This window comes from Ruegeria sp. YTSB088, assembly GCF_059609825.1.
Genome location: NZ_JBXWMM010000001.1, coordinates 183,764 through 209,248 on the forward strand (window position 1 = coordinate 183,764; position 25,485 = coordinate 209,248).

Sequence of the window (25,485 nt, forward strand, 5' to 3'; positions counted from 1 at the left end):
GGTATCCTCCTGTGCATTTTCATATCAGCGGTCAAATCCACCGATTTGCTGGTGAAAAACGGCGCCGACTGGCGTGAGTGCTTCGCGAAGATCATCCTTGGCCGGACCATAAACGTCCAATCCCACTGGCGTCAGAAGGGCCAGAAAACGTTCAGCAAAATGCGCACCGAAATTCTGCATATGTATCATGGCATCTTCGGAACTGGCGTAGCGTTCGAAGATATGGACGGCCGAACCGGTCATGTGCCATTCATAGCTTCTGGCACCGGTCTCCTGCTGCGTGGCCGCGACCATCTCTGCCATAAGCGCTTCGAACTCACTCTTTTTATCCAGATTAAGGTCAAGTTTCAGCAGCCAGTAAACATCATTGGTCATGTGCGCCTCTAAAATAGATTGTTGTGCCAATGCAGGAAACGGATCCCTGCTCGAAGCATCCGGAAAGCCTCCCGCACGTGGCGGGAGGCCATTTTTCTAAGGCCGGGTTTTACCCGTCTTTCTGGTCGTAGGCAGTACCCCAACCCCAGGCGCCCGAGCCGAAACCGCGCGCCACGACGCGTTCACGGTAAACTGCGGACACCACGTCGCCGTCACCAGCGAGCAGGGCCTTGGTGGAGCACATCTCGGCGCAGATGGGCAGTTTGCCCTCGGCGATCCGGTTGCGACCATATTTGGCGAACTCTGCGGTCGAATGCGTTTCCTCGGGGCCGCCGGCACAGAAGGTACATTTGTCCATCTTGCCACGCGATCCGAAGTTACCAGCCTGCGGGTATTGCGGCGCGCCGAATGGGCACGCGTAGAAGCAATAGCCGCAGCCAATGCACAGGTCCTTCGAGTGCAGGACGACCCCTTCTTCGTTCTGATAGAAGCAGTCGACAGGGCAAACCGCCATGCAGGGCGCGTCGGAACAATGCATGCAGGCCACCGAAATCGAGCGTTCGCCCGGATTGCCGTCATTGATCGTCACCACCCTGCGGCGGTTGATGCCCCAGGGCACCTCGTGCTCGTTCTTACACGCAGTTACGCAGGCGTTGCACTCGATGCAGCGTTCAGCGTCGCAGAGAAACTTTGCTCTAGCCATTTATCGTCCTCCTTACGCTGCCGAGATCTTGCAGAGAGTCGCTTTGGTCTCCTGCATCTGGGTCACTGAATCATAGCCATAGGTCTGGGCGGTGTTGGAACTTTCACCCAGCACATAGGGATCAGCGCCTGCGGGGTATTTGTCCCGCAAATCCTGACCCTGGAAATGGCCGCCGAAGTGGAATGGCATAAACGCCACGCCGGCACCGACCCTGTTGGTCAGCATCGCCATCACCTTGACCTTGCCGCCTTCGGGACCTTCCACCCAAACCTGCGCCCCGTCCCGAATACCAAGGTTGTTGGCATCGCGGGGGTTGATCTCGACGAACATGTCCTGTTGCAGTTCGGCCAGCCACGGGTTCGACCGGGTTTCTTCGCCGCCGCCTTCATATTCGACCAGACGACCTGACGTGAGGATTATCGGATAATCCTTTGAAAAGTCGTTCTTTTGAATTGAGGCATACAAGGTCGGCAGACGATAGGCCTGACGGTCCTCGTAGGTCGGATAGTCCTCCACCAGATCGCGCCGGTTCGTATAGAGCGGTTCGCGATGCAGTGGGATCGGATCCGGGAAGGTCCAGACAACCGCGCGGGCTTTGGCGTTCCCGAAGGGCGCACAGCCATGGGCGATTGCAACCCGCTGGATACCGCCGGACAGGTCGGTTTTCCAGTTGGTCTCTGGTCCTGCCACGGCATCAATCGCCGCGCGTTCCTCAGCCGTCAGATCGCCATCCCAGCCAAGGTCCATCAGCATCTGCATCGTGAATTCAGGGTATCCATCCTGAATTTCAGATCCGACGCTATAGACCCCTTCGGCCAGCAGGTTGTCACCATCGCGTTCCACACCGAAGCGGGCGCGGAAGGTCAGGCCGCCTTCGGCCACCGGTTTGGACATGTCATAGAGGTTTGGTGTCCCCGTATGACCCATCTCGGCGGTGCCCCAACAGGGCCAGGGCAGACCGTAATACTCGCCGTCGTTTGGTCCACCAATGGCTTGCAGCGTGGTTCTGTCGAACGTGTGCTGGTTGGCCATGTGGCTTTTCAGGCGTTCCGGCGACTGACCGGTATATCCGATGGTCCAGAGGCCCGAGTTGAACTCACGCGTGATGCTTTCAACATTCGGGGTTTCCGGGTCTTCCATCTCGATATTGCGGAAGAGCCGATCCGCCCAGCCGAACTTGTTGGCGAACTTGGCCATGATGACCTCGTCCGGCAAGCTTTCGAACAGCGGATCTACCACCTTGTCACGCCATTGCAGCGAACGGTTCGAAGCCGTGACCGAGCCCCGCGTTTCAAACTGTGTGCAGGCCGGCAGCAGGTAAACGCCATCGGTGCGGTCATGCAGAACGGCAGAAACGGTGGGGTACGGGTCGATTACGACCAGCATGTCCAGCTTTTCCATTGCCGTTTTCATTTCCGGGCCCCGCGTTTGCGAGTTCGGCGCATGACCCCACAGAACCATGGCGCGGACGTTGTTGTCCTGATCCATGTTCGCCGGATCTTCCAGAACACCGTCGATCCAGCGGGAGACCGGAATGCCACGCTCATTCTGCAGCGACTTATCCTTGCCTTCCTTGTCCTTGATCGACGCGAACTGACCCGCCAGCCATTCAGGCTCTTCACCCCAGACACGTGCCCAGTGGCCCCATGCTCCCTTTGACAGGCCATAATAACCGGGCAGGGTGTGGGACAGAACACCTAGGTCCGTTGCGCCCTGAACGTTGTCATGGCCACGGAAGATATTGGTGCCACCACCAGAGGTGCCCATGTTGCCGAGCGCAAGCTGCAGCACGCAATAGGCGCGGGTGTTGTTGTTGCCGTTGGTGTGCTGTGTACCGCCCATACACCAGACGACCGTACCGGGACGGTTGTTCGCCATCGTGCGGGCAACACGCTTCAGCTGCGACCCCGGAGTACCGGTGACGCGTTCCACCTCATCCGGGTTCCACTTGGCAACTTCTTCGCGGATCTGATCCATGCCCCAGACGCGGGTGCGGATGAACTCTTTGTCTTCCCAACCGTTGTCGAAGATGTGCCACAGGATACCCCAGACCAGCGCAACATCTGTGCCGGGACGGAAACGGACATATTCATCCGCATGGGCCGCGGTTCGTGTAAAGCGCGGGTCGCAGACGATCAGCGGTGCGTTGTTCTGCTCTTTTGCGCGCAGAATATGCAGCAGCGAGACGGGGTGCGCCTCGGCCGGATTGCCGCCGATGATGAAGATCGCCTTGCTGTTGTGCATGTCGTTGTACGAATTGGTCATGGCGCCGTAGCCCCATGTATTCGCAACGCCAGCAACAGTGGTCGAGTGGCAGATACGGGCCTGATGGTCCACGTTGTTCGTGCCCCAATAGGCCGCGAACTTGCGGAACAGATAGGCCTGTTCGTTGTTATGTTTCGCGGAACCCAACCAGTATACGCTGTCTGGCCCGGATTCTTCGCGGATACTCATCATGCCGTCGCCGATCTCGTTGATCGCCTCTTCCCAGCTGATGCGCTTCCACTCTCCGCCTTCCTTTTTCATCGGATATTTCAGGCGGCGTTCGCCATGGGCGTGCTCGCGAACCGATGCCCCTTTGGCGCAGTGTGCACCCAGGTTGAACGGGCTGTCCCAACCGGGTTCCTGCCCGATCCAGACACCGTTCTGCACTTCGGCAACGACCGTACAGCCGACCGAGCAGTGGGTGCATACGGATTTGATGTTTTCAACGGCGGTGTTCGCCGCTGTCTGGGCACTGGCCGGCGTCACGGTTCCACCCGTGGCGCTGATCGCGGCAAGGCCGCCGATCGTCAGGCCCGAGCCACGCAGGAATGCGCGGCGATCGACGGTTTTCTCGCCGACCTGGGACAGGATACTTGTCCGCTGGGGGCGTCTCGCAACCCCGTTGGTCTTTTTCCTAAGCATTTGTTTCCTCCCTTGCGCGCCGTGTGTGCCACGGCTGGCTTGGTACTGCTGAAGCCGACGTCGGGGCCAATCGCAACCGTCAGTCGGGTGTGAAAACGTCCGATCCTAGAACCGGGTGCTTTCGATGTAGGCGCGTGTATGCGCAGTATCCTGAATGCGGGTATCGTCGGTCGGCAACTCGGCCGCTTCGGCTTTCCCGGTCAGGCTGGCGGCGGCAACGGCAGCAGGTGCTGCGGTTCCGGCCAGTTTGAGGAAGTCGCGGCGTGTGGCGCCTTCTTCCTTGGTCTTGCTCATGGGCTCCTCCTGTCCCAATTGCGGTTTGGTGCCCATTGGACACCGGCGATTTGCGGGTTACCCCGCCGTCATCCGGAATGCTTCGCGCTCGATCTCCATGAAAACCCGACCGGCGGTGCCGACGGATGCATAAAGAACCGAGTTCTCGGCGGCTTCCAAATCTGAATAGAAATGCGTGGCCCAGGGGCCGATATGTTTGTTCCAGAACGCTTTCTGGTCTTCCAGTGAGGCCGGGGTGCCAAAACGCCCAACGATCATTCCGGCCATCATTTCCATCAATGATGCGATGTTGTCCTCAGGCTCAAACACGTTTTGGGCACGTGTGATCCCACGTACCGCCATGTCGTTGCGCAGCTGTGCCAAGGGTTTTTCGTTCAGGAAACCCGTCAGGTAGAAGCTGGCATAGGGCAGCAATTCGCCCCGACCCAAACCGATGAACAATGCATTGAATTCCCGCTCGGCCCCGGCGGGCTTGGTGACCTTGGCGACCCGCGCCATGGCTTGAATGGCCTGGCCCAAGTCAGTGTCATCGCCGCCCAGACCAGCCAACTGATCCAGCAGCATCTGGTCGGGCGGGCCGGCCAGCAGCAAGCCCAGAAAGTTGTAGAAATCCGCGCGCAGGCGATCCTCGGTTGAAACGTCCAGAGCATGCGCGTCACTTGCGGTCATTCGGTCATCCTTCAAATTCAAATATCATTCGACGTGGTGCCGGGGGAAGGTCGAATTCCTCCGGCTCTTCCGCCCGAGCGACTGAAACCGGCTCGGGAACGAGATCGGGTTCGACCGGCGCGGCCTCGGGTTCAGTACGCGTATCGGCTTCACTTTCAACGACATCGTCTGTTGTTTCTTCTGCGTCGGCCGCCAGTGCTTCGATATGCGCCAGCATGCCTTTGCCAACTTGATAGGCGGTCTGGATGTTTTCGATCACGCAGGCCGCATCGGTATAGTCCTCGCCATAATCAACCAGCCCGTCGACATTGGCCAGAACCGGGTTCAACCGCCACAGCCGACGAAGGGCGCGGCGACGCAGGCGATCTGGCACGGCCTTGGCCATAAAACCCGATACATCATCGCCGGGCTGCAACATGTCCGGATCGGGTAGGTCAAACTCAGCAAGAATGTCCGCGTCAGTCTTTTCATCCAGCTCCGCTTGCTGAGCCGCGATCACCTGGTCTTCCGCAACCAGAACCTCGGCTTCGGCTTCAGCCTGAACAGCGGCCTTTCGGCGCGACCAGAAATCACGCGGCCGCGTCATTGGAACACCTTCCTGGGGGCGCGGTAAACGTCCGATTCCTGCCTGATACGCGCGTCACCTTTGCCGTCTTCCACCAGATCGGTCCGTTTCTTATCACGGCGGCGCTTGACGAAAACTTCGTGCTGATGATGTTTCAGTGTGAAATCCCGAACCCAGGCGATCAGCCCTTCGGTCATCGGGATTTTCTCGACAATTTCTTCGCCGGTATCCGCATAGTCCTGCCCTTCGAACGGAGAGGCGGTGATCAGAACTGCATTCAGGGGCGTGTCACCCTTCAGTTCGTCTCGCAGCACAAGGTATAGCGAAGGCTGTCCATCCGACAGGTTGACCATGTAGGCTTCGGTTTCATCTGCCCAGAGCGTCAGCGGCAGGGTGGCGGCGTGATACTCGACCGCATCGCCTTCACGGCGCAGCTCCTGCCAGTTGGCTGCTCCTGCGCCGGGTAAAAGGGCAACGGCACGCCAGTTCCACCGGGCCCAACGTGTGACCCCGGGTGTCTTGCGCACGATGACGCCAACCGGCATTTCAGTCTGGCTTGCGGCCTTGGCCACTGGCTCCTCCCCGAAAGGCTCTCCCCTGCCTTTGCAAGTCCACTATGGTACACAAACTGGCTGTGTGCCAAGCCTAAGCTCTACGACTTTGGTCGTAGTCCAGGGTAGCAACTGCGTGAGCAGGCCCAATGAACGCTTATGTTTTCTGACAATTTGGCCCGAAATGCAGTCTGGAGCAGGGCGTGCGGCAAGGGGTTGAAGTTGTCTTGCCGGGGGTACAGCCTAGTGTGCATGGGACCAGAACGGTTTCCTGAGGAGGGGATATGGGCACCAAACTACTGCTATGCGATTGCGCCGGTACTCAGGCGCTGGACCCGGATGTGATTGAGAGCGCTTGCAGTATCAGGTGTTCCAGAGCGCACACCGCGCTTTGTACAACCGAACTGAAATCAGCCGCCAAGCTGATGAAAGAAGGCGAAACAGTCATTGCCTGCCTGCAAGAGCAGGAAGTTTTTCGATCACTCGCCGAAGACCTGAATATCGATGCGCCCGGATTTGTCGATCTGCGCGATCGGGCAGGGTGGTCCGATCAAGGTGCGGATGCGACCCCCAAGATGGCGGCCTTGGCGGCCGAGGCCGTATTGCCGCAACCCGTCACGCCTAGCGTGGATGTCTTCAGTGAAGGCACCTGTTTCATCATCGGGCCCGGTACGGTGACCTTTGATCTGGCAGAGCGTCTGGCCGACTCAATGGCTGTGACCGTCATGACGACCGATCTGTCGGATCCTCTCTCGCGGGACTATGACGTGGTGCGGGGGCGGCTTCGTTCGGTTTCCGGTGCGCTAGGTGGGTTTTCCCTGCGGCTGGACGCGCTGCAGCAAGTCGTACCCGGAGGGCGCGGCGCTTTTGCATGGACCGATCCAAAGGACGGAGCGCTTTCTGCGTGCGACATTGTCGTTGATCTGGCGGGTGAAACACCTTTTGTTCAGGCTCCGGCTAAGCGCGAGGGCTACCTGCGAGCTGATCCCAAGGATGCGGTTGCTGTGGAAAGGCTGGCTTTTGAAGCTGCACAATTGGTGGGAACGTTTGAAAAACCTCTCTATGTGCGGTTGGAAGAAACCCTGTGTGCCCATTCCCGCGCCGGGCAGGTGGGCTGTTCCAACTGTCTGGATATCTGCCCAACCGGAGCGATTTCCCCGGCGGGCGAGTATGTCGCCGTCGATCCGATGGTATGTGCCGGCTGTGGTGCTTGCGCCGCGCTATGCCCTTCAACGGCCATAACCTATGAAGACCCACCTGTTTCGGCGCTGTTGTCGCGGATGCATATTCTTGCCCGCACTTATCGCCGGGCTGGTGGCACTGCGCCTCGGTTGCTTGTTCATGACGCCCACGGAGCTGAGATGATCCGGCTGGCTGCTCGCTTCGGGCGCGGATTACCTTCGGATGTCATCCCGTTGGAACTGAACGTAATTTCTGGCTTTGGCCATGCCGAGATGCTGGCGGCTCTGGCGCATGGGTTTGCACGGGTGGATGTTCTTCTGGCCCCGACGACCGAACGCCAAGCGCTGAACCGGGAACTCGAATTGGCACATGCCATTGCAGGCTCGGAGGGAATAGGTCTGATTGATGAGGCTGACCCCGATGCGATGTCCGATCTGTTGTATGGGCAAGCGGTGCCCCGACCTTTGTCTGATCCGGTTCTGCCGTTGGGCAATCGCCGGCAAATTGCACGGCTGGCAGCGCAGGCGCTGAACCCGCAGGCCGACGCGCCTTTGCCATTGCCCGAGAATGCGCCTTACGGGGCGGTTGCAGTAAACACCGATAGCTGCACCCTGTGCCTCAGCTGTGTGTCGCTGTGCCCATCAGGTGCTTTGATCGACAACCCGGACAAGCCGCAACTGAACTTCCAGCAAGACGCCTGTCTGCAATGCGGGATGTGCAAGACCATTTGCCCCGAGGACGCGATCACTCTTGTTCCACAACTTGATCTCAGCGATGCGGCCCTGTCACAGCAGGTTCTGAACGAAGAGGAACCTTTTGCCTGCGTAGAATGCGGGGCGCTGTTCGGCGTGAAATCCACGGTTGAGCGGATCATGGAGAAGCTGTCGGGTACGCACCCGATGTTCGCGACTTCAGATCAGGCGCGGATGATCCAGATGTGTGACAATTGCCGGGTGAACGTGCAGTTTCAACAGCAAGACAATCCGTTCCAGTCAAAACCCAGGCCTCGGGTCGTCAGAACCGAGGATTACTATTCGGACAGAAAGGATCACTGAAGCTTTAGAGGGGCACCCAGATCTGCGGCGTCGATGCGCGATACGAACGCCAGAATCGCGTCAAGATCATCCAATGTCATCTCAACCGGGTGAATTGGAGAAGGGCGTTCGGGATCAAAAGGGGGCGTCAGCCCGTCGATCTGCGTGAATGCAGGGTGGGGGTTCAGGGCGAAAAACGCCTCGAACCGCCGCGACCAGTCAGGCATTGCGCGCAGAACGGCGAAAGAGGGTGTCGACCCCAGGCCATTCATGCGGTTCTTTGGCCCGACAACATGACAGCGTCCGCAATGGGTCATCGACAATTCTTCGCCGAGTTGGGTGTCGCCATCGACGATGTCATCGGCCTCAACAACTGCGAGGTCGAAGCTGGCAGAAAAGGGCTCTCCCTGTGCCGGAGCAAAGCTTTCCACCGTGCGCTTGCCGATATCCGACTTCAGCCATTCAAGAAAACGGGCCTGGCGGTCACTGTCTTCGATACGCAGGTGATAGATCACCTCGCCGCGGGCAAAGACCGGATCACCGGGCGGCGCGGTTTCCAGCACCATAACCCCGGCGTCGTCCGCAATAACGCGGATCCCGGTCTTGAGAGAGAAGCGAGGAAGGATATGTTGCAACAGGCCAGAGCCGTTCACGTCTGCCGGGGCCGCAAGGCCAATAGCCTCTTGTGACCAAGAGGGGGTGGCAGAGAGCGTCAGGCTCAGGCACAAGAGGACAAAGCGCATGGCTCAACGTAACTTCGCGGGGTGGGATGCGTCAATTGAACAGAAAAAGACGGAGACACGTGCAATGAGCGGTGAGTCGATACGCACGCCCCTGTCAGCAGGGTACATCAAGGGGAACAAGCATGAGTGTTCGTGATGCGGTTCTGGCGAACCTGAAAAAGATCACCGACCCGATTTCCGGGCAGGACATTGTAAGTGCGGGCATCGTGCGTGCCCTGAACGTAGACGGCGATACTGTGCGCTTTGTGCTTGAGATCGACCCGAAGAACGCGGAAAAGATGGAACCTGTCCGCGCTACGGCCGAAAAGGCCGCGCACATGGTTGAAGGCGTTGCAAGTGTTTCGGCCATGATGACCGCGCATTCCGAAAAGGCGCCGCCGGATCTGAAACCGAAACCCAAGCCATCACAAACCGGGCCGCAGGCGGTACCGGGTGTGGATCGGATCATCGCCGTTGCGTCCGGCAAGGGTGGGGTAGGCAAATCCACTGTATCGGCCAACCTTGCCTGCGCATTAGCTGCGGAAGGACGACGTGTGGGTTTGCTGGACGCCGATGTCTACGGGCCGTCGCAGCCCAGGATGCTGGGTGTCTCGGGCCGTCCGGCCAGCCCTGACGGCAAGACGATCCTACCACTGCGCAACCACGGCGTCACCATGATGTCGATGGGCTTGATGACCAATGAAGGTCAGGCGGTTGTCTGGCGGGGGCCGATGCTGATGGGTGCGCTGCAACAAATGATGAGCCAGGTGCAATGGGGCGCGTTGGATGTTCTGATTGTCGATCTGCCACCGGGCACCGGTGACGTGCAACTGACGCTGAGCCAGAAGTTTCAGGTGGACGGAGCCATTGTCGTTTCGACGCCACAGGACGTAGCCCTCATTGATGCCCGCAAAGGGATCGACATGTTCAATCAGCTCAAGACACCCATTGTTGGGATGATCGAAAACATGTCCACGCATATCTGTTCGAACTGTGGACATGAAGAACACGTTTTCGGTCATGGTGGTGTCAAGTCCGAGGCAGAGGCGCTGGGCGTGCCGTTGCTGGGTGAAATCCCCTTGCATCTGGACATCCGTGTCGCCGCTGACGGAGGCGCGCCGATTGTCGTCAGCAAACCTGACAGCCCGCAGGCCGAGGCGTTCCGCAAAATCGCCCGGGACCTGATCGCCAAGGGCAACGCATGAGCCAACCGGTATTCCCCCCACTGTTGACTGGCAATCCCGTGCAGGGCGGAGAGGACCCGTTCGAGCGCGCGCTGGCAATGGCGGCGCTGGGCTGCGATGCGGGGACGGTGGTTTACAACGTTCAGGCGGATTTCCTGCGGGTGGCAATTGTTTTTGCCCCCGAGGTGCCGTTGCAGGATGCGATGGTGATGCTGCCGCTCTGCGCAGTGGGATTCCAGAACGCGCTGGGCGCTTTGGCCCCGCCAGAGGTTGCCGTGCATTTGGGTTGGGATGGCCTGATTTGTGTAAACGGTGCTCGTTGCGGCCGTTTCCGTGCGGCTGCGTCGACATCAATGCCCGAGGAAGAGCCGGACTGGCTTATCGTTGGTTGGGAACTGACGCTGTTGCAAACCAGTGACGCGCCGGGCGAAACCCCCGATATCACAGCGCTGTACGATGAAGGCTGTACCGAGGTTTCGGCAACGCAGCTGGTGGAAAGCTGGTCACGACACATGTTGACCTGGCTCAACCGTTGGCAGGAGGATGGCAACGCCTCCTTGCACGCCGAATGGATGGGCCTGCTGCGTGGTGTAGGCGAACCGTTGATCGACGGAGGCGTATTCCTTGGAACGGATGAACGTTTCGGGATGCTGATCCGCGACGGGGTCGATACGCACCTTCGTCCCCTGACCGACTTGTTGGAGAACCGATAATGAAACTGGCCCGAGCAATCCATTTCGACGAAAGCGACATGAACGTGTTTCATTCCCCGGCTCGCACCGGAGAGTGGTGCGTTTCGGGCGGGTTCGAGTTTTCGAACTGGGGCCAGGGTGATCTTGAAGGCAAGGCGCGACAGGCATTTGCGAATGGCTGGCTGGGGTTGGAAACCTTTGGCCGGGTAACTTTTGTGGCCGTGACGCAGATCGAAGCCTCAGAGAAAAACCGGATCACGCGTGATCTGGCCGAACATTTTGTGCAGTTCTATGGCGCGCCCTCGATAGATGCGGCATTGGGTGTCGCCCAAGCTGAAATCGATCACATGTCGGAACTGTGCGAAGACCACGCGGCCAACACGCTGTTGATTGTCGCAAGGGAATTGACCGACACAGGCGTCCACGAAGCTTTTCGGGTGATCACTCCACAGGATGCCGAGCTGGAAGCGCTCGCGGTTCACGGGTCGCTGGACGATTAGATCAGGTCGACAAAACCGCCGAACTGTCCGCGTTTGAAGATCAGCCCTTTGCCGGTGCGATACATGACCTGTTCCACCTGACCCACGATGATCAGATGATCGCCGGCGTCATGACGGGCATGCAGACGGCAATCAAACCGGGCCAGACACTGGGCCAGATGTGGACGCCCGACCGCATCCTCGGTCCAGTCTGCATGTGAGAAATCTGCTCCATCGCGTGCAAACCGCAACGCCTGATCCTGCTGATCCTGTGCCATGACGTGGATAGAATAGAGATCACAGGTACTGAACGTATCGAAACGGAATGATTCCCTGGCCAGACACCACAGGACCAGTGGCGGTTCCAACGAGACTGACGCAAATGAATTCACTGTTATGGCGCGCGGACCTTCGTCGGATTGCGCGGTAATTATCGTGACGCCGGTGCCAAAGCATCCGAGTGCTTCCCGAAAGGCGGGGCTTTGATCCGGGGTCGGTGTAAAGGTCTTTTCGGTCATTGCGCGCTTAATCCTTGGCCGCGCATCAGGTGCCATGCGTGGCCCGGATTGTCCATGAAAAGCTGACTGCCGAGTTCAATATAAGCCGTCAGTTCAGGTCTTCCAGCAAACGACCGTGTTTACGGGTTTCCATAATCACTTCGCCAAAGGTTGTCAGACTACGGGCTTGCAGGATCGGCAGCATCTTGACCAATGCCTCGGCCGTGGCAACCGCATCGCCCAGTGCTGTATGGCGCAAAGCGTCGGGGATCGTAATTTCCAACCGTTCACACAAGGCGTCCAGCGTGTGTGTATCGCTGGCCCCGAACAGCACCGCAGATAGCAGGACCGTGTCGAGTATCGGATGGTCCCATTCAACACCCATCCGTTTGGCATGACGACGCAGGAACGCCATGTCGAACGGGGCGTTATGCGCCACGATCACCGCGTCACGCGAGAACTGATGGAATACGCGCCCGGCTTCGGCAATATCCGGCGCGCCATGAACCATGCGGTCGCTGATCTTGTGTACCTTGGTCGAGGCAGGTGGAATTGGAATGCCGGGATCAACCAGCATGTCCAGATGCTCACCCTGAACGATTTTGCCATTCAGAACGCGTACAGCGCCGATCTGCACAATCTCATCCTTGTGAGGCAGCAAACCGGTTGTTTCCGTGTCGAAGACCACGAAGCACAGATCCGAAAGGGGGCGGTTCTCGAACGCGTCATCCCCCGGTGTATTGAGAAGTTCGAAATCATAGACCAACGGGCGGGCATCGTCCGGTGACATATGTGCCGCGCTGTCTTCGAAGACAAGCATATATCCGGGTGCATCGCCCAAGGGTTTCATCCGGGCGGAGTATGTCTGCCGCCCATCCACGCTGGACAGGGTGCAATAGACGTCCTTTCCGGTTTTGCACATCTTGGCATAAGCGTCTGTCAGGCCGGTGGCTTCGAGATATTCGAAAAGAGACGCGTTCAGACGAGGATGCGCGATCTGGGCAAGAACCTCGGCTGCCTGCCCATCGTACAGAACGATCTGATGCTTCGGACTGGCCAGCAGCATGGCCACCGGGATTTCGGTCAGCAGGGCGGTCAGGCGTTGTTTCTCCGCAGCCAGATGCGCAGTTTCCGCGGCGACGGCTTCGGCTGTGCGCATGGCGTTCGAGGCGAGTTGTTCCGCCAATCCCGCTGCAGCCGGGGCAAGATCGCCCAGATAACGCGCGGCCTGCATGTCGAGGTCGGTGCTTACACCGGCATGAGCACGGGCACGCAGCTGGGCGGAAAGACGTTCGATCGGTTTGGCGACGTTGTCGTCAAACAGCAGCCAAACACCTGCAACCAGTGCCAGTAATCCAAATCCGATCAGGATTTCAGCAAAGACGAAATCATTCAACAGATCGGGATTTCCCGCGCGGGAATAGGTGATCCAGAGAGCGGTGGCACTTATCGCAACCCCTCCAATAGCAAGGAGGCAGAAGAACAGAAAAATCCTGACCCTCAGACTTAATCCGGTAAGCATGATCAAACCCCGCAAGTGGCTTCGATGATGGGATCGTTGTCCCCGGCTGCAATCCAGTCAGCGTTCACCAGGCGCCCGTCATCGGCGAACTCGGCGCCATCTGCCAGGTTGGCGCGGCGGTTTTCTGCACAGTTCACAGCAACCGGCAGCTTCGATACCGGAGCCCAGCGGCCGAAGAAATAGAGATCGACAAGCCGTTGTTCCGGAACGTTTTCATTTGTCCGCACAGATACGGTGTCGATTGCGGCAAAGCGATCAACGAACGGTACTGCGTAGGTCCAGGGACGATAAAATGCGCGACTTTCGACCTCTTGCACGATTGTCATCTCTTCGGGCAGTTGGTCGCGCGTGCGGTCATACCAGGAATACTCGCTGGTGATGGTCATTCCGATCATACCGAGGCCAGCGGCAACCGGAGTGGTCCATTTCGGCAAACGTCCTCCGGTCAGCTTGTTCAACAGAAGAACGATGCCTGCAAATGCGATCCCCGCAAAAACCGTACCGATCAGTTCCAGAAACATTTGGTCTCTCCGTTCCTCAGACGCATGTCAGCCCAGCATTCCCTTGCCGTGGCCAACTGCCGATTGCATCGTTTTTACCACCACGAAGGCATCGCGCAGATGACTTCGCTCAAAGTCCGACAATTCGGACGGTGGCAGATAGTTGTCGGGCATCGCTCCGGATTTAACCAGCCGAACCTGATGCTCCAGCCGGGTTTCTGCGATCAGATCATAGGCATCCAGCAGGTCACGCGCACCAGAGGGGCTGAGCACACCGCTGGACTCGGCTGCCTTCAGGCGGGCGCGGGTGTTGGCTTCGGTCAGTTCGCCCTGCAATGCGTAGATGCGTGCCAGATCGACAACGGGCACCACTCCGTTGTGTTTCAGATCCAGCGTGTTGCGATGCTCGCCCGAGCGGATCGTCGCGAAACCGCGCAGCAGGCCCAGGGGGGGCGTATGCTTCAGCGAGTTGGAAATCATGTGTGCGACGAAGATCGAGTTTGCTCGGGCCGCTGCCAGAGTGTCCGCTTGCAGGTCGGCAAACAACTCAAACGCGCCGCCGATGGGGCGCAGGTCAAACATGACCGAGGCCAGCATTTGCGCCTCGGGGTTTGGCGTGGCAATCCAGCCCTTGAAATAGTCGCGCCAGACACGAACCGGCTGACACCAGCGCGGATTGGTCGCCATCATGTCGCCGGGGCAGTAAAAATACCCGCAGACGTCCAGCCCGTCAGAGACGAATTTGGCCAGTTTGGTGAAATAGGTCATATCGGCGTCGGTGACGCTGTCATCCAGCATCAGGCAATTGTCCTGATCGGATACGCCGGTTTGTTCTTGCCGCCCCTGTGAGCCGCAGGCCAGCCACAAATAGGGTACAGGGGGCGGTCCCAGTTCGGTTTCAGCCAGTTTCAGCAGGCGGCGGGTAGCAGTGTCAGCAATATCGGTGATGAGCCGCGTGACAATCTCGTGCCGGTTCCCGCCAGCAACCAACTGTACCAGCAGTTTCGGAATTTCTGCGGTCACGCGCGCCATTTCTTCAGCAGTGTCCGCCTTAGCAATGCGGCCAACCAGCTCGGCCGAGTTGACGGCCTGATAATGTGTCAGATCGGTCTGTGTCACGATCCCGACCAGACGACCGCCTTCGGAAATCGGGATGTGGCCAATGCCGCGCTCCATCATGATGTGAAGAACATCCGAGCCGATATCACTGGGTGACAGGGTCACGGGGTTTGCAGTCATGATTTCCGAAATCTGTGTGGTTGCTGGCAAACCATCTGCAACATACTTGCCCGAAATGTCCCGTAGGGTGGCTATACCCTTCAAGATATCTCCGTCGGTCACGCAAAGCGACGAGATATGTTTGTCGCGCATGATCCGGGCCGCTTCCTGAACCGACGTGTCCGCAGGGCAGGTGGCAGGATTGCGCGCCATCAGAACGTCAATCGAGCTGGTCGCGAGGCTTTGGGGACCGCTGCGATCGCCCCGGGTTCGATCGAAGAATTTGGCGACGACATCGTGCCCTTCAATCAACCGCCTGACCAGATCCGGTGGCAGTAGCATCAGAACCGATGGTGTATGCGCGCGGGCTTTGGTGGCGGCTTTGCCGTCTCTCAACAGGCCGCGCTCACCAAAGGAATTGCGCAACCCCAGATGAGAAACGACTGCACCGTTCTCGTCGGTGATCTCAACCTGTCCTTCATAGATCACGAACACACCGGGCAGGGTATGGCCGAGTTCATAGACTGAAGCGTTTTCCTCAACCTCCCAGACCTCGATCTGCTTGACGATCTGGTCCAGGGCGTCAGACGGCAGCGCGTCATAGGGATGAACGGATTTCAGAAACCGGGCAATTTCATCGTGGGACAGGGGCATCTGATGTCTCCGGTATTCTGGTTAAAAAATCCCGCCCGGTGGTATGCCGGGCGGGAACAGTGGATCGAAAGACGCGGTCGAAGGCAAGTGCCGACAACCGCATCATACTCAGTGATCCTGAGCTGCGCCCGCACCACGGGGAATGCGTACGCTTTCGACCAGATCCTTGATCTCCTGCGGAGTTTCCTTGGTCATACCTGCAATGATGTAGGCTGTTGCAAAGTTTACCATGGCACCAATCGCGCCGAACGAGGTCGACTTGATCGGACCCAGCAGGGGGTCTGCATCGGTGAACGAGTTGGTGCCCGGAATGAACAGCCAGCCCTTGTGCAGGAAGATGTAGACCAGTGTCACGGTCAGACCAGCCAGCATGCCTGCGACCGCGCCGGTGTTGTTGATGCGGGTCGAGAAGATCCCCATCATCAGCGCCGGGAAGATCGAAGCCGCCGCCAGACCAAACGCAAGCGCCACTGTCTGCGCCGCAAAGCCCGGTGGGTTCAGACCCAGGTAGGTTGCGACAACGATGGCAACAGCCATTGCGATCCGCGCTGACAGAAGCTCGCCTTTTTCCGAGATCTGCGGGTTGATCGCACCTTTGATAAGGTCGTGCGACACAGCCGACGAGATTGCCAGCAGCAAACCCGCAGCGGTTGACAGGGCAGCCGCAAGACCACCAGCCGCGACCAGACCGATCACCCAACCCGGAAGGTTGGCGATTTCGGGGTTGGCCAGAACCAGGATGTCACGGTTGAACTTGGTCAGCTCGTTTCCGACCCAGCCTTTTTCTTCTGCCAGTGCCTGCATCGATTCAGACTTGTCATTGTAGTACTGAATCTTGCCGTCGCCGTTTTTGTCTTCCCAGTCCAGCAGACCGGTTTTCTGCCAGGTGGCCATCCAGTCATAGCGTGCGTCATTGTCGATTTGTTCAACAGAAACCGCGCCGCCTTCGATGCCACCATTGGGCCACATCATGTCACTGATGTTCAGACGCGCCATGGCACCAACCGCAGGGGCAGTCAGATACAGCAGAGCGATGAAAACCAGCGCCCAGCCAGCAGACCAACGTGCGTCAGCAACTTTGGGAACGGTGAAGAAGCGCATGATGACGTGCGGCAGACCCGCAGTACCGATCATCAGCGACAGGGTGAACAGCACCATGTTCAGTGTGTTCGAGTGGTGGGCCGTGTATTCATTGAAGCCCAGCTCGGTTACGATGGCGTCCAGCTTGGTCAGCAGGGGTTCTCCGCTGGCGGTGTCGCCAAACAGACCCAGCGCCGGAACCGGCGTGCCGGTCAGCTGCAGCGAGATGAAGATCGCCGGGATGGTGTAGGCGGTAATCAGCACGCAGTACTGAGCGACCTGAGTGTAGGTCACGCCCTTCATTCCGCCAAACACCGCATAAGCGAATACCACGGCTGCACCGATCAGCAGGCCGGATGTGTTCGACACTTCGAGGAAGCGACCAAAAGCCACGCCAACGCCGGTCATCTGACCAATCACGTATGTCACCGAAGCAACGATCAAACAGATCACCGCAACGATGCGCGCGGTCTGGCTGTAGAAGCGGTCGCCGATGAACTCGGACACGGTGTACTTGCCAAATTTGCGCAGATAGGGCGCAAGCAGCAGAGCCAGCAACACGTAACCACCGGTCCAGCCCATCAGGAACGAGCTGTTGTCGTAGCCGGTGAAGGCAATCAGACCCGCCATCGAGATGAACGAAGCCGCAGACATCCAGTCCGCCGCCGTTGCCATACCGTTGGTGACAGGATGGATGCCGCGACCCGCAGCGTAAAATTCAGATGTGGACCCCGCTCGGGCCCAGATCGCGATGCCGATGTACAGCGCGAAGGATGCGCCAACAAACAGCAGGTTGATGGTAAACTGATCCATGGGGTTTACTCCTCAACACCGTATTCGGCGTCTAGCTTGTTCATGCGCCAGGCGTAGTTGAAGATCAGCACCAGAAAGACCAGAATCGATCCCTGTTGTGCGAACCAAAAGCCCAGATCGGTCCCGCCTACGGCGATCCCCGACAGCATCGGACGCAGCAGAATGCCGAATCCAAATGACACCAGCGCCCAGATTGCGAGGCTGATGTAGATGAGGCGCAGGTTGGCCTGCCAATAGCCCTTATCGGACTCGGCAGTCTGCGCGGAGTTGGTAGATTGATCCGCCATTGCGGGTTCCTCCTTCGCTTCCTCGTTGGACGGCCCAGTGCCCAAGTCCTCCAGTGCGTCGGGCCGTTTCTCACTTGTGCCAAACACCACGTGGCGTCAGGCAAAACTCCACCAGTCCGCCAAAGCGGTTCAATGAAGTATTCTGTTTGGGATCAAAGCCTTGCGGCTCTTATCCACCCCCTAGTTCATTGCTTCGCCGACGATACCTTCAAGATCATTGGCAATGTCTTCGATTTTACCCATGGCGTTTGTGCGCTGAAGCACGCCCTGACCGTCATAGTAGGTGATCAGTGGAGCGGTCTGCTCATGGTATGCTGCAAGACGCGAAGCCACCGTTTCGGCATTGTCATCCGCACGGCGCTTGAATTCGGTATGGCCACACTTGTCGCATTTGCCCTCTTCGGCAGGCGTCTTGAACTGGTCGTGGTAACCTTCACCACAGCCAGCGCAGGTGTAGCGGCCCGAAATACGGATCACCATTTCTGCGTCTTCCACCTCAAGGCTGATCGCAGCGTCGATCTTCTGGTTGTTCGATGCCAGCAGACCGTCCAGCGCTTCGGCCTGAACCGTCGTGCGCGGGAAGCCGTCCAGAATGACGCCCTTGGCGCAATCCGGCTGAGCCATACGGTCCCGCAGGATTGCGATGACGATCTCGTCGCTGACCAGGTCGCCGGCTTCCATTACCGCTTTTGCCGCTTTGCCGGCTTCGGTTCCGGCCGCGACCGCTTCGCGCAGCAGGTCACCCGTGCTGAGTTGTACAAGACCGAATTTCTCTTCCAGCATGCGGGCTTGCGTACCCTTCCCGGCTCCGGGAGGGCCGAGAAGGATGAGAACGGCGGGTGTGGTGATCGTGGCAGCGTCCATCACATCCTCACTTGTTCGCACGGTTTTCGATCAGGTCTTCGACCACCGACGGATCTGCCAGTGTCGAAGTGTCGCCCAACGATCCGAAATCGTTCTCGGCAATCTTGCGCAGGATACGGCGCATGATCTTGCCCGAGCGCGTTTTCGGCAGGCCGGGTGCCCATTGGATCACATCCGGGGACGCAATTGGGCCGATTTCAGTGCGGACCCATGTGCGCAGCTCTTTCATCAGCTCGTCCGAGGGCTCGCGATCATTCATCAAGGTGACGTAGCAATAGATGCCTTGCCCTTTGATTTCATGAGGATATCCAACCACAGCAGCCTCAGCCACAGCAGCATGTGCAACCAGCGCGCTTTCCACTTCGGCTGTGCCCATGCGGTGACCGGATACGTTGATTACGTCATCCACGCGGCCCGTGATCCAGTAGTCGCCATCTCCGTCGCGACGGCATCCATCACCCGTGAAGTAGTAGCCTTTATAATCCGAGAAATAGGTTTTCTCGAACCGCTCATGATCACCCCAGACAGTGCGCATCTGACCTGGCCAGCTGTCTTTGATGCACAGCACGCCCTCGACACCGTTGCCTTCGATCTCGACGCCGGATTGCGGGTCCAGAACTACCGGTTCGATGCCAAAGAACGGCTTCATGGCCGAGCCTGGCTTCATCGCATGTGCGCCGGGCAGTGGGGTCATCAGGTGACCACCGGTTTCAGTCTGCCACCAGGTGTCCACGATAGGGCATTTGCCTTTGCCGACAACGTCGTTGTACCAGTTCCACGCCTCGGGATTGATCGGTTCACCCACGGTGCCCAGGATGCGAAGATCGCTCAGATCGCATTTCTCGACCCATTCGTTGCCTTGCCCCATGAGCGCGCGCAACGCGGTGGGTGCGGTATAGAATTGGTTCACCTTGTGCTTTTCGCAAACCTGCCAGAAGCGCGAGGCATCCGGGAAGGTCGGCACACCTTCAAACATCAGCGTGGTCGCACCATTGGCCAGCGGCCCATATACGATATAGCTGTGGCCAGTCACCCAACCCACGTCCGCAGTGCACCAATACACGTCGCCTTCGTGGTAATCGAAGGTGATCTCATGTGTCATCGCGGCATAGACCAGATAGCCGCCGGTGGTGTGCACAACGCCCTTGGGCTGACCGGTCGAACCTGATGTGTACAGAATGAACAACGGATCTTCGGCGTTCATCTCGGCAGGGGCACAGTAATCGTCCGCCTCAAGTGCCATTTCGTTGTAGTCATAGTCGCGACCGTTGATCCAGGTGGTCTGACCGCCAGTGCGCTTGACCACAAGGCATTTCACCGTGTCCTTGCAGTGCAGCAACGCCGCGTCTGCGTTGGACTTCAATGGCGTTTTGCGACCTCCGCGCGGGGCCTCATCTGCGGTGATCACAACCTTGGCGTCGCAACCGTTGATCCGTGCGGCCAGAGCGTCGGGCGAGAAGCCTGCAAAAACGATGGAGTGAATTGCGCCGATCCGTGCACAGGCCAACATGGCATAAGCGGCCTCAGGGATCATCGGCAGATAGATGACGACGCGATCGCCCTTGCGCACGCCCAGAGATTCCAGAATATTGGCCATCCGGCAGGTGCGGCGATGCAATTCCGCATACGAGATATGCTGAGCCGGGTCATTTGGATCATCTGGTTCCCAGATGATTGCGGTTTGGTCGCCGCGGGTTTTCAGATGGCGATCCAGGCAGTTGGCCGAAACATTCAACGTGCCATCAGCATACCAGTTGATCTTGACTGAGCCAAAATCGTAACTGACGTCCTTGACCTGGGTGAAGGGTTTGATCCAGTCGATGCGCTTGCCTTGCTCGCCCCAGAACGCGTCGGGGTTGCTGATTGAGGCTGCATACATGTCGGCATACTTTGCGGCGTCGACATGCGCACGAGCGACGGTTTCTGCGGATGGCGGATAAGTCTTGGCATCTGCCTGGGCAGCGGTGGTCATCTTTGAGGCTCCTCCCTCTGGACTGGATTGCTTGTGGAATCTTTGCCGGTCATTTGGGCAATGTCGATCCCGTTCCTCCCCAAGTTTGAATATTAACGCGTTGTGAAAATAAATAAATAAATTGGTGTAATCCTTGGTTTTTTTTGTAAAGAAATTTTAATTACTTCAAGTGTTTAGTAAAGAAAGTCAAAATAATTCTGAAATAATGAATCAAATCAATAATTTAAGTGTTATTAACTTTTCGTGCCCGGCATGTCGAAAGCGTGGGCAAGGATTGGTAATCTTAGAACTGCCGGTCTTCTTGTCACTTTATGGGGCTTCTTCTGATAATTGCGCAAATCCCGGACAGGGTTGGCACAATCGAATGTTGGCGCTAGCTTGATCGACAAGCGCCTCGGTAGGGGGCGCACCAATGGGAGACAAAACTATGAAAAAGATGTTGAGTGGTGCCGCAGTCGCCGCCCTTGGCGTTGCTTTTGTAACCGAAGCCGCCGCAACAGAATGGAACGCGTCCGTCTGGGGCAAGCGCCGCGCCTTTACAGAACATGTGGAGAAGCTGGCCGAATTGGTCAGCGAAAAAACCGGTGGCGAATTCACCATCAATGTCAGCTATGGCGGCCTGTCCAAACCCAAGGAAAACTTGGATGGGATCGAAATCGGTGCCTTCGAGATGGCTCAGTTCTGTGCCGGCTATCACCGTGACAAGAACCGGGCGATCACCGTATTGGAGCTGCCGTTTCTGGGTGTGAACAACCTGCAGGAAGAAGTTGCGGTCAGCCATGCAGTTTATGACCATCCAGCGGTCAAGGATGAGATGGCACAATGGAATGCCCGCATCATCATGACTTCGCCAATGCCGCAGTATAACCTTGTCGGCACCGGCGAGCCGCGGGATGAACTGGCTGAATTTGACGGAATGCGGGTCCGGGCGACCGGTGGCCTTGGTCAGGCCTTTGAGGCGGTCGGAGGAGTGCCAACATCGGTTCCGGCGACAGAAGCCTTTAATGCGATGGAGTCGGGTGTTGTCGACACCGTGGCCTTTGCACAGCACGCGCACCTTTCGTTCGGGACGATAAACGAAGCTGACTGGTGGACCGCGAACCTGAATCCGGGAACTGTGAACTGCCCGGTTGTCGTCAACATTGATGCCTACGAGGCGCTGCCAGCCGAGCACCGTGAAGTTCTGGACAGCTCGATTGATGAAGCGATCGACCATTACCTGGCGAATTACGGCGGCCTGCTTGAGCAATGGGACGGTGTCCTGGAAGAAAAGGGTGTCCAGAAGGTCATGATAGACGACGCCGTAATTGAAGAGTTCCGTACGAAGGCGGCTGATCCGATCCGTGAAAAATGGATTGCGGACATGACGGAACAGGGCCTGCCAGCGCAGGATCTATATGATCTCGTCCAGATGACGCTTAAGCAACAGCGCGGCGGCAACTGACTGTCAAAGCCGGGTGCCTTCAGGGCACCCGGTAACAAACAATAGGGAAACATCCGAATGGCAGGACAAGCCACGGTTCTGGTAGACGGTAGCCGTCTGAGCCAGCTGGATCAGCGATTGCTGGTGTTGGAACGGTTTCTGGCGCTGATCAGCGGGTTCGCAGTTTTTTCACTGATGGTTATGGCCGTTGTGTCCGTCAGTGGCCGTAACGCTCTGAATGCACCATTGCCGGGATATGTGGACTGGATCGAACAGGCGATGCCGCTCATCGCGTTTCTGGGCATTTCATATGTTCAGCGCGATGGGGGGCATATCCGGATGGATATTGTCATTTCCCGCTTGCACGGACGAGCTTTGTGGCTGTTTGAACTGCTTTCGGTGGTTCTGATCCTGATCCTGATGCTGGCACTTGTTTGGGGCAGTTGGTCTCATTTCGACCGATCGTTTGATTTCGGCGCGCCAATGTGGAGCCGGGACAGTTCGATCGACATCGGCATACCCTTGTGGCCGGCCAAGCTGCTGGCACCCGTTGCATTTTCCGTTCTCTGCCTGCGCCTTGCGCTACAGGTCTGGGGGTATGGTCGGGCCTTCTGGCTGGATCTGGACGCTCCGGCGGCAGTTCCTTTGATACAGGATGCAGCGGCGCAGGCAGCGGCCGAGGCCGAACAGTTCGAAGGGCAGGACTGATACATGGACACGATTGAGATTGGCCTCTGGGTCACAGGCGTCCTTCTGGTCCTGGTCGTGGTGGGCATGCGGGTTGCGTTCGCAGCAGGTTTGGCAGGGCTTATCGGGCTGGTTTGGATTTTCTGGGCCAAGTTCGGCTACGACCCGAACCGGTTTGGCAAGGCGCTGACAGTGGCGGTCAAAACCGCAGGGCAGGTGCCACATTCCAAGGTCGCGTCCCACACTCTCAGCCTGATCCCGACCTTTATCCTGATTGGATATCTGGCTTATTATGCGGGACTTACCCGCGCCTTGTTCGAGGCAGCAAAACGCTGGGTCGCATGGGTTCCTGGAGGGTTGGCAGTGTCGACCGTTTTCGCCACTGCCGGCTTCGCTGCGGTGTCCGGTGCTTCGGTTGCGACGTCCGCCGTCTTTGCCCGCATCGCGATTCCGGAAATGCTGAAGGTCGGCTACAACAAACGCTTTGCAGCCGGTGTGGTTGCCGCGGGCGGGACGCTGGCATCCCTGATTCCACCTTCGGCCATTCTGGTGATCTACGCGATCATCGTCGAGCAGGATGTCGGCAAACTGCTTTTGGCGGGTTTTATTCCGGGCGCGTTTTCCGCAATCGTTTATGGTCTGCTGATCGTTGGGATTGCCGTGATTTTCAAATCCGTTGGCCCACCGGTCACGGGGTTTACCTGGAAACAGCGTTTTGCCGCACTTCCCGGTGCCTTCCCGATTGTCGCCGTCATCCTGATTATCATCTGCTTTGTCTACAACCCGTTTGGTGAAAAGGCGTGGGGTACACCGACAGAAGGCGGTGCCATTGGCGCCTTCATCGTATTCTGTTTCGCTCTGTTCCACGGAATGCGCTGGACCGAGTTCAAATCCGCGCTGTTGGAAACCGCCAAGCTGACAGCAATGATTTTTTCGATTATCTGGGGCGTTCTGATCTATGTGCGGTTTCTTGGTTTCGCCGACCTTCCCGGTGCCTTCTCGGATTGGATCACGGGGCTCGAGATGTCGCCGATGATGATCCTGATCTGCATTCTACTGGCTTACGCGGTGTTGGGCATGTTCATGGACGCAATAGGGATGCTGCTTTTGACCTTGCCCGTGGTCTATCCGGCGGTGATGGCCTTGAACGGTGGTGAAACCGTCAGTGCCGCCGACAGCGCGTTTGGAATGTCTGGCCCGATGTGTGCGATCTGGTTTGGTATTCTGGTGGTCAAAATGGCCGAGTTTTGCCTGATTACACCGCCCATTGGGCTGAACTGCTTTGTCGTTGCCGGTGTGCGCCCGGACCTGAGCGTTCAGGATGTTTTCAAGGGTGTCACACCCTTTTTCATTGCCGACGCCCTGACCATCGCAGCGCTCGTGGCTTTCCCGGGTATTGTCCTCTACTTGCCATCGCTTGCGGGGTAGTTCGGAAGCGAGGCTCTGCCTCGCGCTCCGGGATATTTATGGCCAGATGAAGTTCGGATCCCTTGCTTCATCAGGCCCTAGAAACCGCGGGGGAGGCTTGCATGGCGCGACAGGGACAGAGCCCATCGCCACAATGCGTTATCCGGCCCGCATCAACATCCCAAACAGATCGCGTGGATCGTCGGGGTCCGCCAACATGTCCAGAGGTTCAAAGAACGTTGTGCCTTCAATCGCCTGTTTCACATAGCGCAGGGCCGAGAAATCCTCGATCGCGAAGCCAACGCTGTCGAACAAAGTGATCTGCCGCTCATCGGTGCGCCCCTTGGCGGCGCCGGTGACGACCTGCCACATCTCGGTCACAGGGTGATCCGAATCCAGCGCCTGAATTTCGCCTTCGATCCGGGTTTGTTCAGGGTATTCGACGAAGATGTCCGAACGTAACAGGATGTCACGATGCAACTCGGTCTTGCCTGGGCAATCGCCTCCGATGGCGTTGATGTGGACGCCGGGCCCAACCATGTTGTCGGTCAGGATCGTTGCGTATTTCTTATCTGCCGTGCAGGTGGTGATGATCTGGGCGCCTTCAATGGCGTCTTCCGGCGTCTTACAAGGGATGACGGTCAGGCCCTTGCCCTGCAGGTTCGCGGTGCATTTCGATGTGGCATTCGGATCGATGTCATAAAGCCGAACGGTGTCGATCCCGCACATTGCCTTGAAGGCGAGGCACTGAAATTCGGACTGTGCGCCATTGCCGATCATGGCCATTGTCTTGGCATTTTTCGGGGCCAGATAGCGCCCGACCAGAGCCGAAGTCGCCGCCGTGCGCAGCGCGGTCAGCATTGTCATTTCGGTCAACAGCGTCGGATATCCTGTATAGACGTCTGCCAGCAGGCCGAATGCAGTTACTGTTTGCAGCCCTTCGGAAGTGTTCTTGGGATGGCCGTTTACGTATTTGAACCCGTACGCCTCGCCATCCGAAGTTGGCATCAGCTCAATCACGCCATGAGGAGAGTGCGCCGGAATGCGCGGCGTCTTGTCGAAGCTTTCCCATCGTTTGAAATCGGATTCGATCTGTGCAGCAATCTGCATGATCATCTGCTCGACGCCAATATGGTGTACCAGTCGCATCATGTTGTCGACGGAAACGAATGGTACCAGGGCCTTGTCTGAAGGTTGCATAGTG

Annotated in this window: 24 protein-coding genes; 7 read left to right on the forward strand and 17 right to left on the reverse strand. The window is 58.0% G+C overall.

Annotated features, from left to right (window positions below):
- Positions 1 to 24: 24 nt before the first annotated feature.
- The 7 genes from AC2FFA_RS00935 to AC2FFA_RS00965 all read right to left on the reverse strand — a co-directional run bounded on the left by AC2FFA_RS00935 (position 25) and on the right by AC2FFA_RS00965 (position 6,085).
- Entirely contained in the window at positions 25 to 375 is a 351-nt protein-coding gene (locus AC2FFA_RS00935) for a putative quinol monooxygenase (RefSeq protein ID WP_496849429.1), read from the reverse strand.
- A 109-nt stretch (positions 376 to 484) separates the two neighbouring features.
- On the reverse strand, positions 485 to 1,078 hold the full coding sequence (fdh3B, locus tag AC2FFA_RS00940) for a formate dehydrogenase FDH3 subunit beta (protein ID WP_010439472.1): 594 nt from the start codon (positions 1,076 to 1,078) through the stop codon (positions 485 to 487).
- Between the two features lie 12 nt (positions 1,079 to 1,090).
- Positions 1,091 to 3,985 (reverse strand): formate dehydrogenase subunit alpha, encoded by a 2,895-nt coding sequence (locus AC2FFA_RS00945; protein WP_299896316.1) that lies wholly within the window; start codon positions 3,983 to 3,985, stop codon positions 1,091 to 1,093.
- A gap of 105 nt (positions 3,986 to 4,090) precedes the next feature.
- Positions 4,091 to 4,279 carry a ubiquinol-cytochrome c reductase iron-sulfur subunit N-terminal domain-containing protein gene (locus AC2FFA_RS00950; RefSeq protein ID WP_117869254.1) on the reverse strand — a complete coding sequence of 63 codons (189 nt, stop codon included), beginning with the start codon at positions 4,277 to 4,279 and terminating at the stop codon, positions 4,091 to 4,093.
- A gap of 57 nt (positions 4,280 to 4,336) precedes the next feature.
- Positions 4,337 to 4,948, reverse strand: a complete 612-nt coding sequence (locus AC2FFA_RS00955) for a TorD/DmsD family molecular chaperone (RefSeq protein WP_117869253.1) — start codon at positions 4,946 to 4,948, stop codon at positions 4,337 to 4,339.
- Positions 4,949 to 4,952: 4 nt separating this feature from the next.
- Complete coding sequence (locus AC2FFA_RS00960; RefSeq protein ID WP_496671770.1) at positions 4,953 to 5,534, reverse strand: DUF3306 domain-containing protein; 582 nt, start codon at positions 5,532 to 5,534, stop codon at positions 4,953 to 4,955.
- Positions 5,531 to 6,085, reverse strand: coding sequence for a DUF3305 domain-containing protein (locus AC2FFA_RS00965; protein ID WP_299896325.1), 555 nt, complete (start codon positions 6,083 to 6,085; stop codon positions 5,531 to 5,533). Before AC2FFA_RS00965 ends, AC2FFA_RS00960 begins: the two co-directional genes overlap by 4 nt.
- 263 nt (positions 6,086 to 6,348) lie before the next feature.
- Between AC2FFA_RS00965 and AC2FFA_RS00970 the strand changes: the two genes are divergently transcribed.
- Positions 6,349 to 8,301 (forward strand): 4Fe-4S binding protein, encoded by a 1,953-nt coding sequence (locus tag AC2FFA_RS00970; protein WP_496849433.1) that lies wholly within the window; start codon positions 6,349 to 6,351, stop codon positions 8,299 to 8,301.
- Here AC2FFA_RS00970 and AC2FFA_RS00975 read toward each other — a convergent pair.
- Complete coding sequence (locus tag AC2FFA_RS00975; RefSeq protein WP_496671776.1) at positions 8,295 to 9,023, reverse strand: c-type cytochrome; 729 nt, start codon at positions 9,021 to 9,023, stop codon at positions 8,295 to 8,297. The two genes, AC2FFA_RS00970 and AC2FFA_RS00975, sit on opposite strands and share 7 nt — an antisense overlap.
- A 122-nt stretch (positions 9,024 to 9,145) precedes the next feature.
- Between AC2FFA_RS00975 and AC2FFA_RS00980 the strand changes: the two genes are divergently transcribed.
- The 3 genes from AC2FFA_RS00980 to AC2FFA_RS00990 are packed head-to-tail and all read left to right on the forward strand — an operon-like array spanning position 9,146 to position 11,378.
- Positions 9,146 to 10,207, forward strand: coding sequence for an Mrp/NBP35 family ATP-binding protein (locus AC2FFA_RS00980; RefSeq protein ID WP_299896331.1), 1,062 nt, complete (start codon positions 9,146 to 9,148; stop codon positions 10,205 to 10,207).
- Positions 10,204 to 10,899 carry a biotin/lipoate--protein ligase family protein gene (locus tag AC2FFA_RS00985; RefSeq protein WP_496717325.1) on the forward strand — a complete coding sequence of 232 codons (696 nt, stop codon included), beginning with the start codon at positions 10,204 to 10,206 and terminating at the stop codon, positions 10,897 to 10,899. Before AC2FFA_RS00980 ends, AC2FFA_RS00985 begins: the two co-directional genes overlap by 4 nt.
- Positions 10,899 to 11,378, forward strand: a complete 480-nt coding sequence (locus AC2FFA_RS00990; RefSeq protein WP_496849435.1) for a DUF6505 family protein — start codon at positions 10,899 to 10,901, stop codon at positions 11,376 to 11,378. The genes AC2FFA_RS00985 and AC2FFA_RS00990 overlap by 1 nt, the downstream gene beginning before the upstream one ends.
- Here AC2FFA_RS00990 and AC2FFA_RS00995 read toward each other — a convergent pair.
- From AC2FFA_RS00995 to acs, 8 genes are all read right to left on the reverse strand, one after another.
- Positions 11,375 to 11,875: a flavin reductase family protein gene (locus tag AC2FFA_RS00995; RefSeq protein ID WP_496849437.1), complete on the reverse strand. Its 501-nt coding sequence runs from the start codon at positions 11,873 to 11,875 to the stop codon at positions 11,375 to 11,377. The two genes, AC2FFA_RS00990 and AC2FFA_RS00995, sit on opposite strands and share 4 nt — an antisense overlap.
- An 88-nt stretch (positions 11,876 to 11,963) precedes the next feature.
- Entirely contained in the window at positions 11,964 to 13,376 is a 1,413-nt protein-coding gene (locus AC2FFA_RS01000) for a 3'-5' exonuclease (RefSeq protein ID WP_496849438.1), read from the reverse strand.
- Between the two features lie 2 nt (positions 13,377 to 13,378).
- Positions 13,379 to 13,897: a hypothetical protein gene (locus AC2FFA_RS01005; RefSeq protein WP_117869244.1), complete on the reverse strand. Its 519-nt coding sequence runs from the start codon at positions 13,895 to 13,897 to the stop codon at positions 13,379 to 13,381.
- Positions 13,898 to 13,924: 27 nt separating this feature from the next.
- On the reverse strand, positions 13,925 to 15,748 hold the full coding sequence (locus tag AC2FFA_RS01010; RefSeq protein ID WP_496849439.1) for a DUF294 nucleotidyltransferase-like domain-containing protein: 1,824 nt from the start codon (positions 15,746 to 15,748) through the stop codon (positions 13,925 to 13,927).
- A gap of 108 nt (positions 15,749 to 15,856) precedes the next feature.
- Entirely contained in the window at positions 15,857 to 17,641 is a 1,785-nt protein-coding gene (locus AC2FFA_RS01015; RefSeq protein WP_299896339.1) for a sodium:solute symporter family protein, read from the reverse strand.
- Between the two features lie 5 nt (positions 17,642 to 17,646).
- Positions 17,647 to 17,928: a DUF4212 domain-containing protein gene (locus AC2FFA_RS01020; RefSeq protein WP_117872784.1), complete on the reverse strand. Its 282-nt coding sequence runs from the start codon at positions 17,926 to 17,928 to the stop codon at positions 17,647 to 17,649.
- Between the two features lie 180 nt (positions 17,929 to 18,108).
- Positions 18,109 to 18,792 carry an adenylate kinase gene (locus tag AC2FFA_RS01025; protein WP_117869241.1) on the reverse strand — a complete coding sequence of 228 codons (684 nt, stop codon included), beginning with the start codon at positions 18,790 to 18,792 and terminating at the stop codon, positions 18,109 to 18,111.
- Positions 18,793 to 18,799: 7 nt separating this feature from the next.
- On the reverse strand, positions 18,800 to 20,764 hold the full coding sequence (gene acs / locus AC2FFA_RS01030) for an acetate--CoA ligase (RefSeq protein ID WP_299896346.1): 1,965 nt from the start codon (positions 20,762 to 20,764) through the stop codon (positions 18,800 to 18,802).
- Positions 20,765 to 21,191: 427 nt separating this feature from the next.
- Here acs and AC2FFA_RS01035 point away from each other — a divergent pair, with 427 nt between their 5' ends.
- The 3 genes from AC2FFA_RS01035 to AC2FFA_RS01045 are packed head-to-tail and all read left to right on the forward strand — an operon-like array spanning position 21,192 to position 24,302.
- Positions 21,192 to 22,208: a C4-dicarboxylate TRAP transporter substrate-binding protein gene (locus AC2FFA_RS01035; protein WP_117869239.1), complete on the forward strand. Its 1,017-nt coding sequence runs from the start codon at positions 21,192 to 21,194 to the stop codon at positions 22,206 to 22,208.
- Between the two features lie 57 nt (positions 22,209 to 22,265).
- Entirely contained in the window at positions 22,266 to 22,895 is a 630-nt protein-coding gene (locus tag AC2FFA_RS01040) for a TRAP transporter small permease (RefSeq protein WP_117869238.1), read from the forward strand.
- Between the two features lie 3 nt (positions 22,896 to 22,898).
- The gene (locus AC2FFA_RS01045; RefSeq protein WP_299642438.1) at positions 22,899 to 24,302 is read left to right on the forward strand and encodes a TRAP transporter large permease; all 1,404 of its coding nucleotides are present in this window, start codon (positions 22,899 to 22,901) and stop codon (positions 24,300 to 24,302) included.
- Between the two features lie 138 nt (positions 24,303 to 24,440).
- Here AC2FFA_RS01045 and ocd read toward each other — a convergent pair whose 3' ends face one another.
- Positions 24,441 to 25,481 (reverse strand): ornithine cyclodeaminase, encoded by a 1,041-nt coding sequence (ocd, locus tag AC2FFA_RS01050; RefSeq protein ID WP_117869236.1) that lies wholly within the window; start codon positions 25,479 to 25,481, stop codon positions 24,441 to 24,443.
- Positions 25,482 to 25,485: the final 4 nt, after the last annotated feature.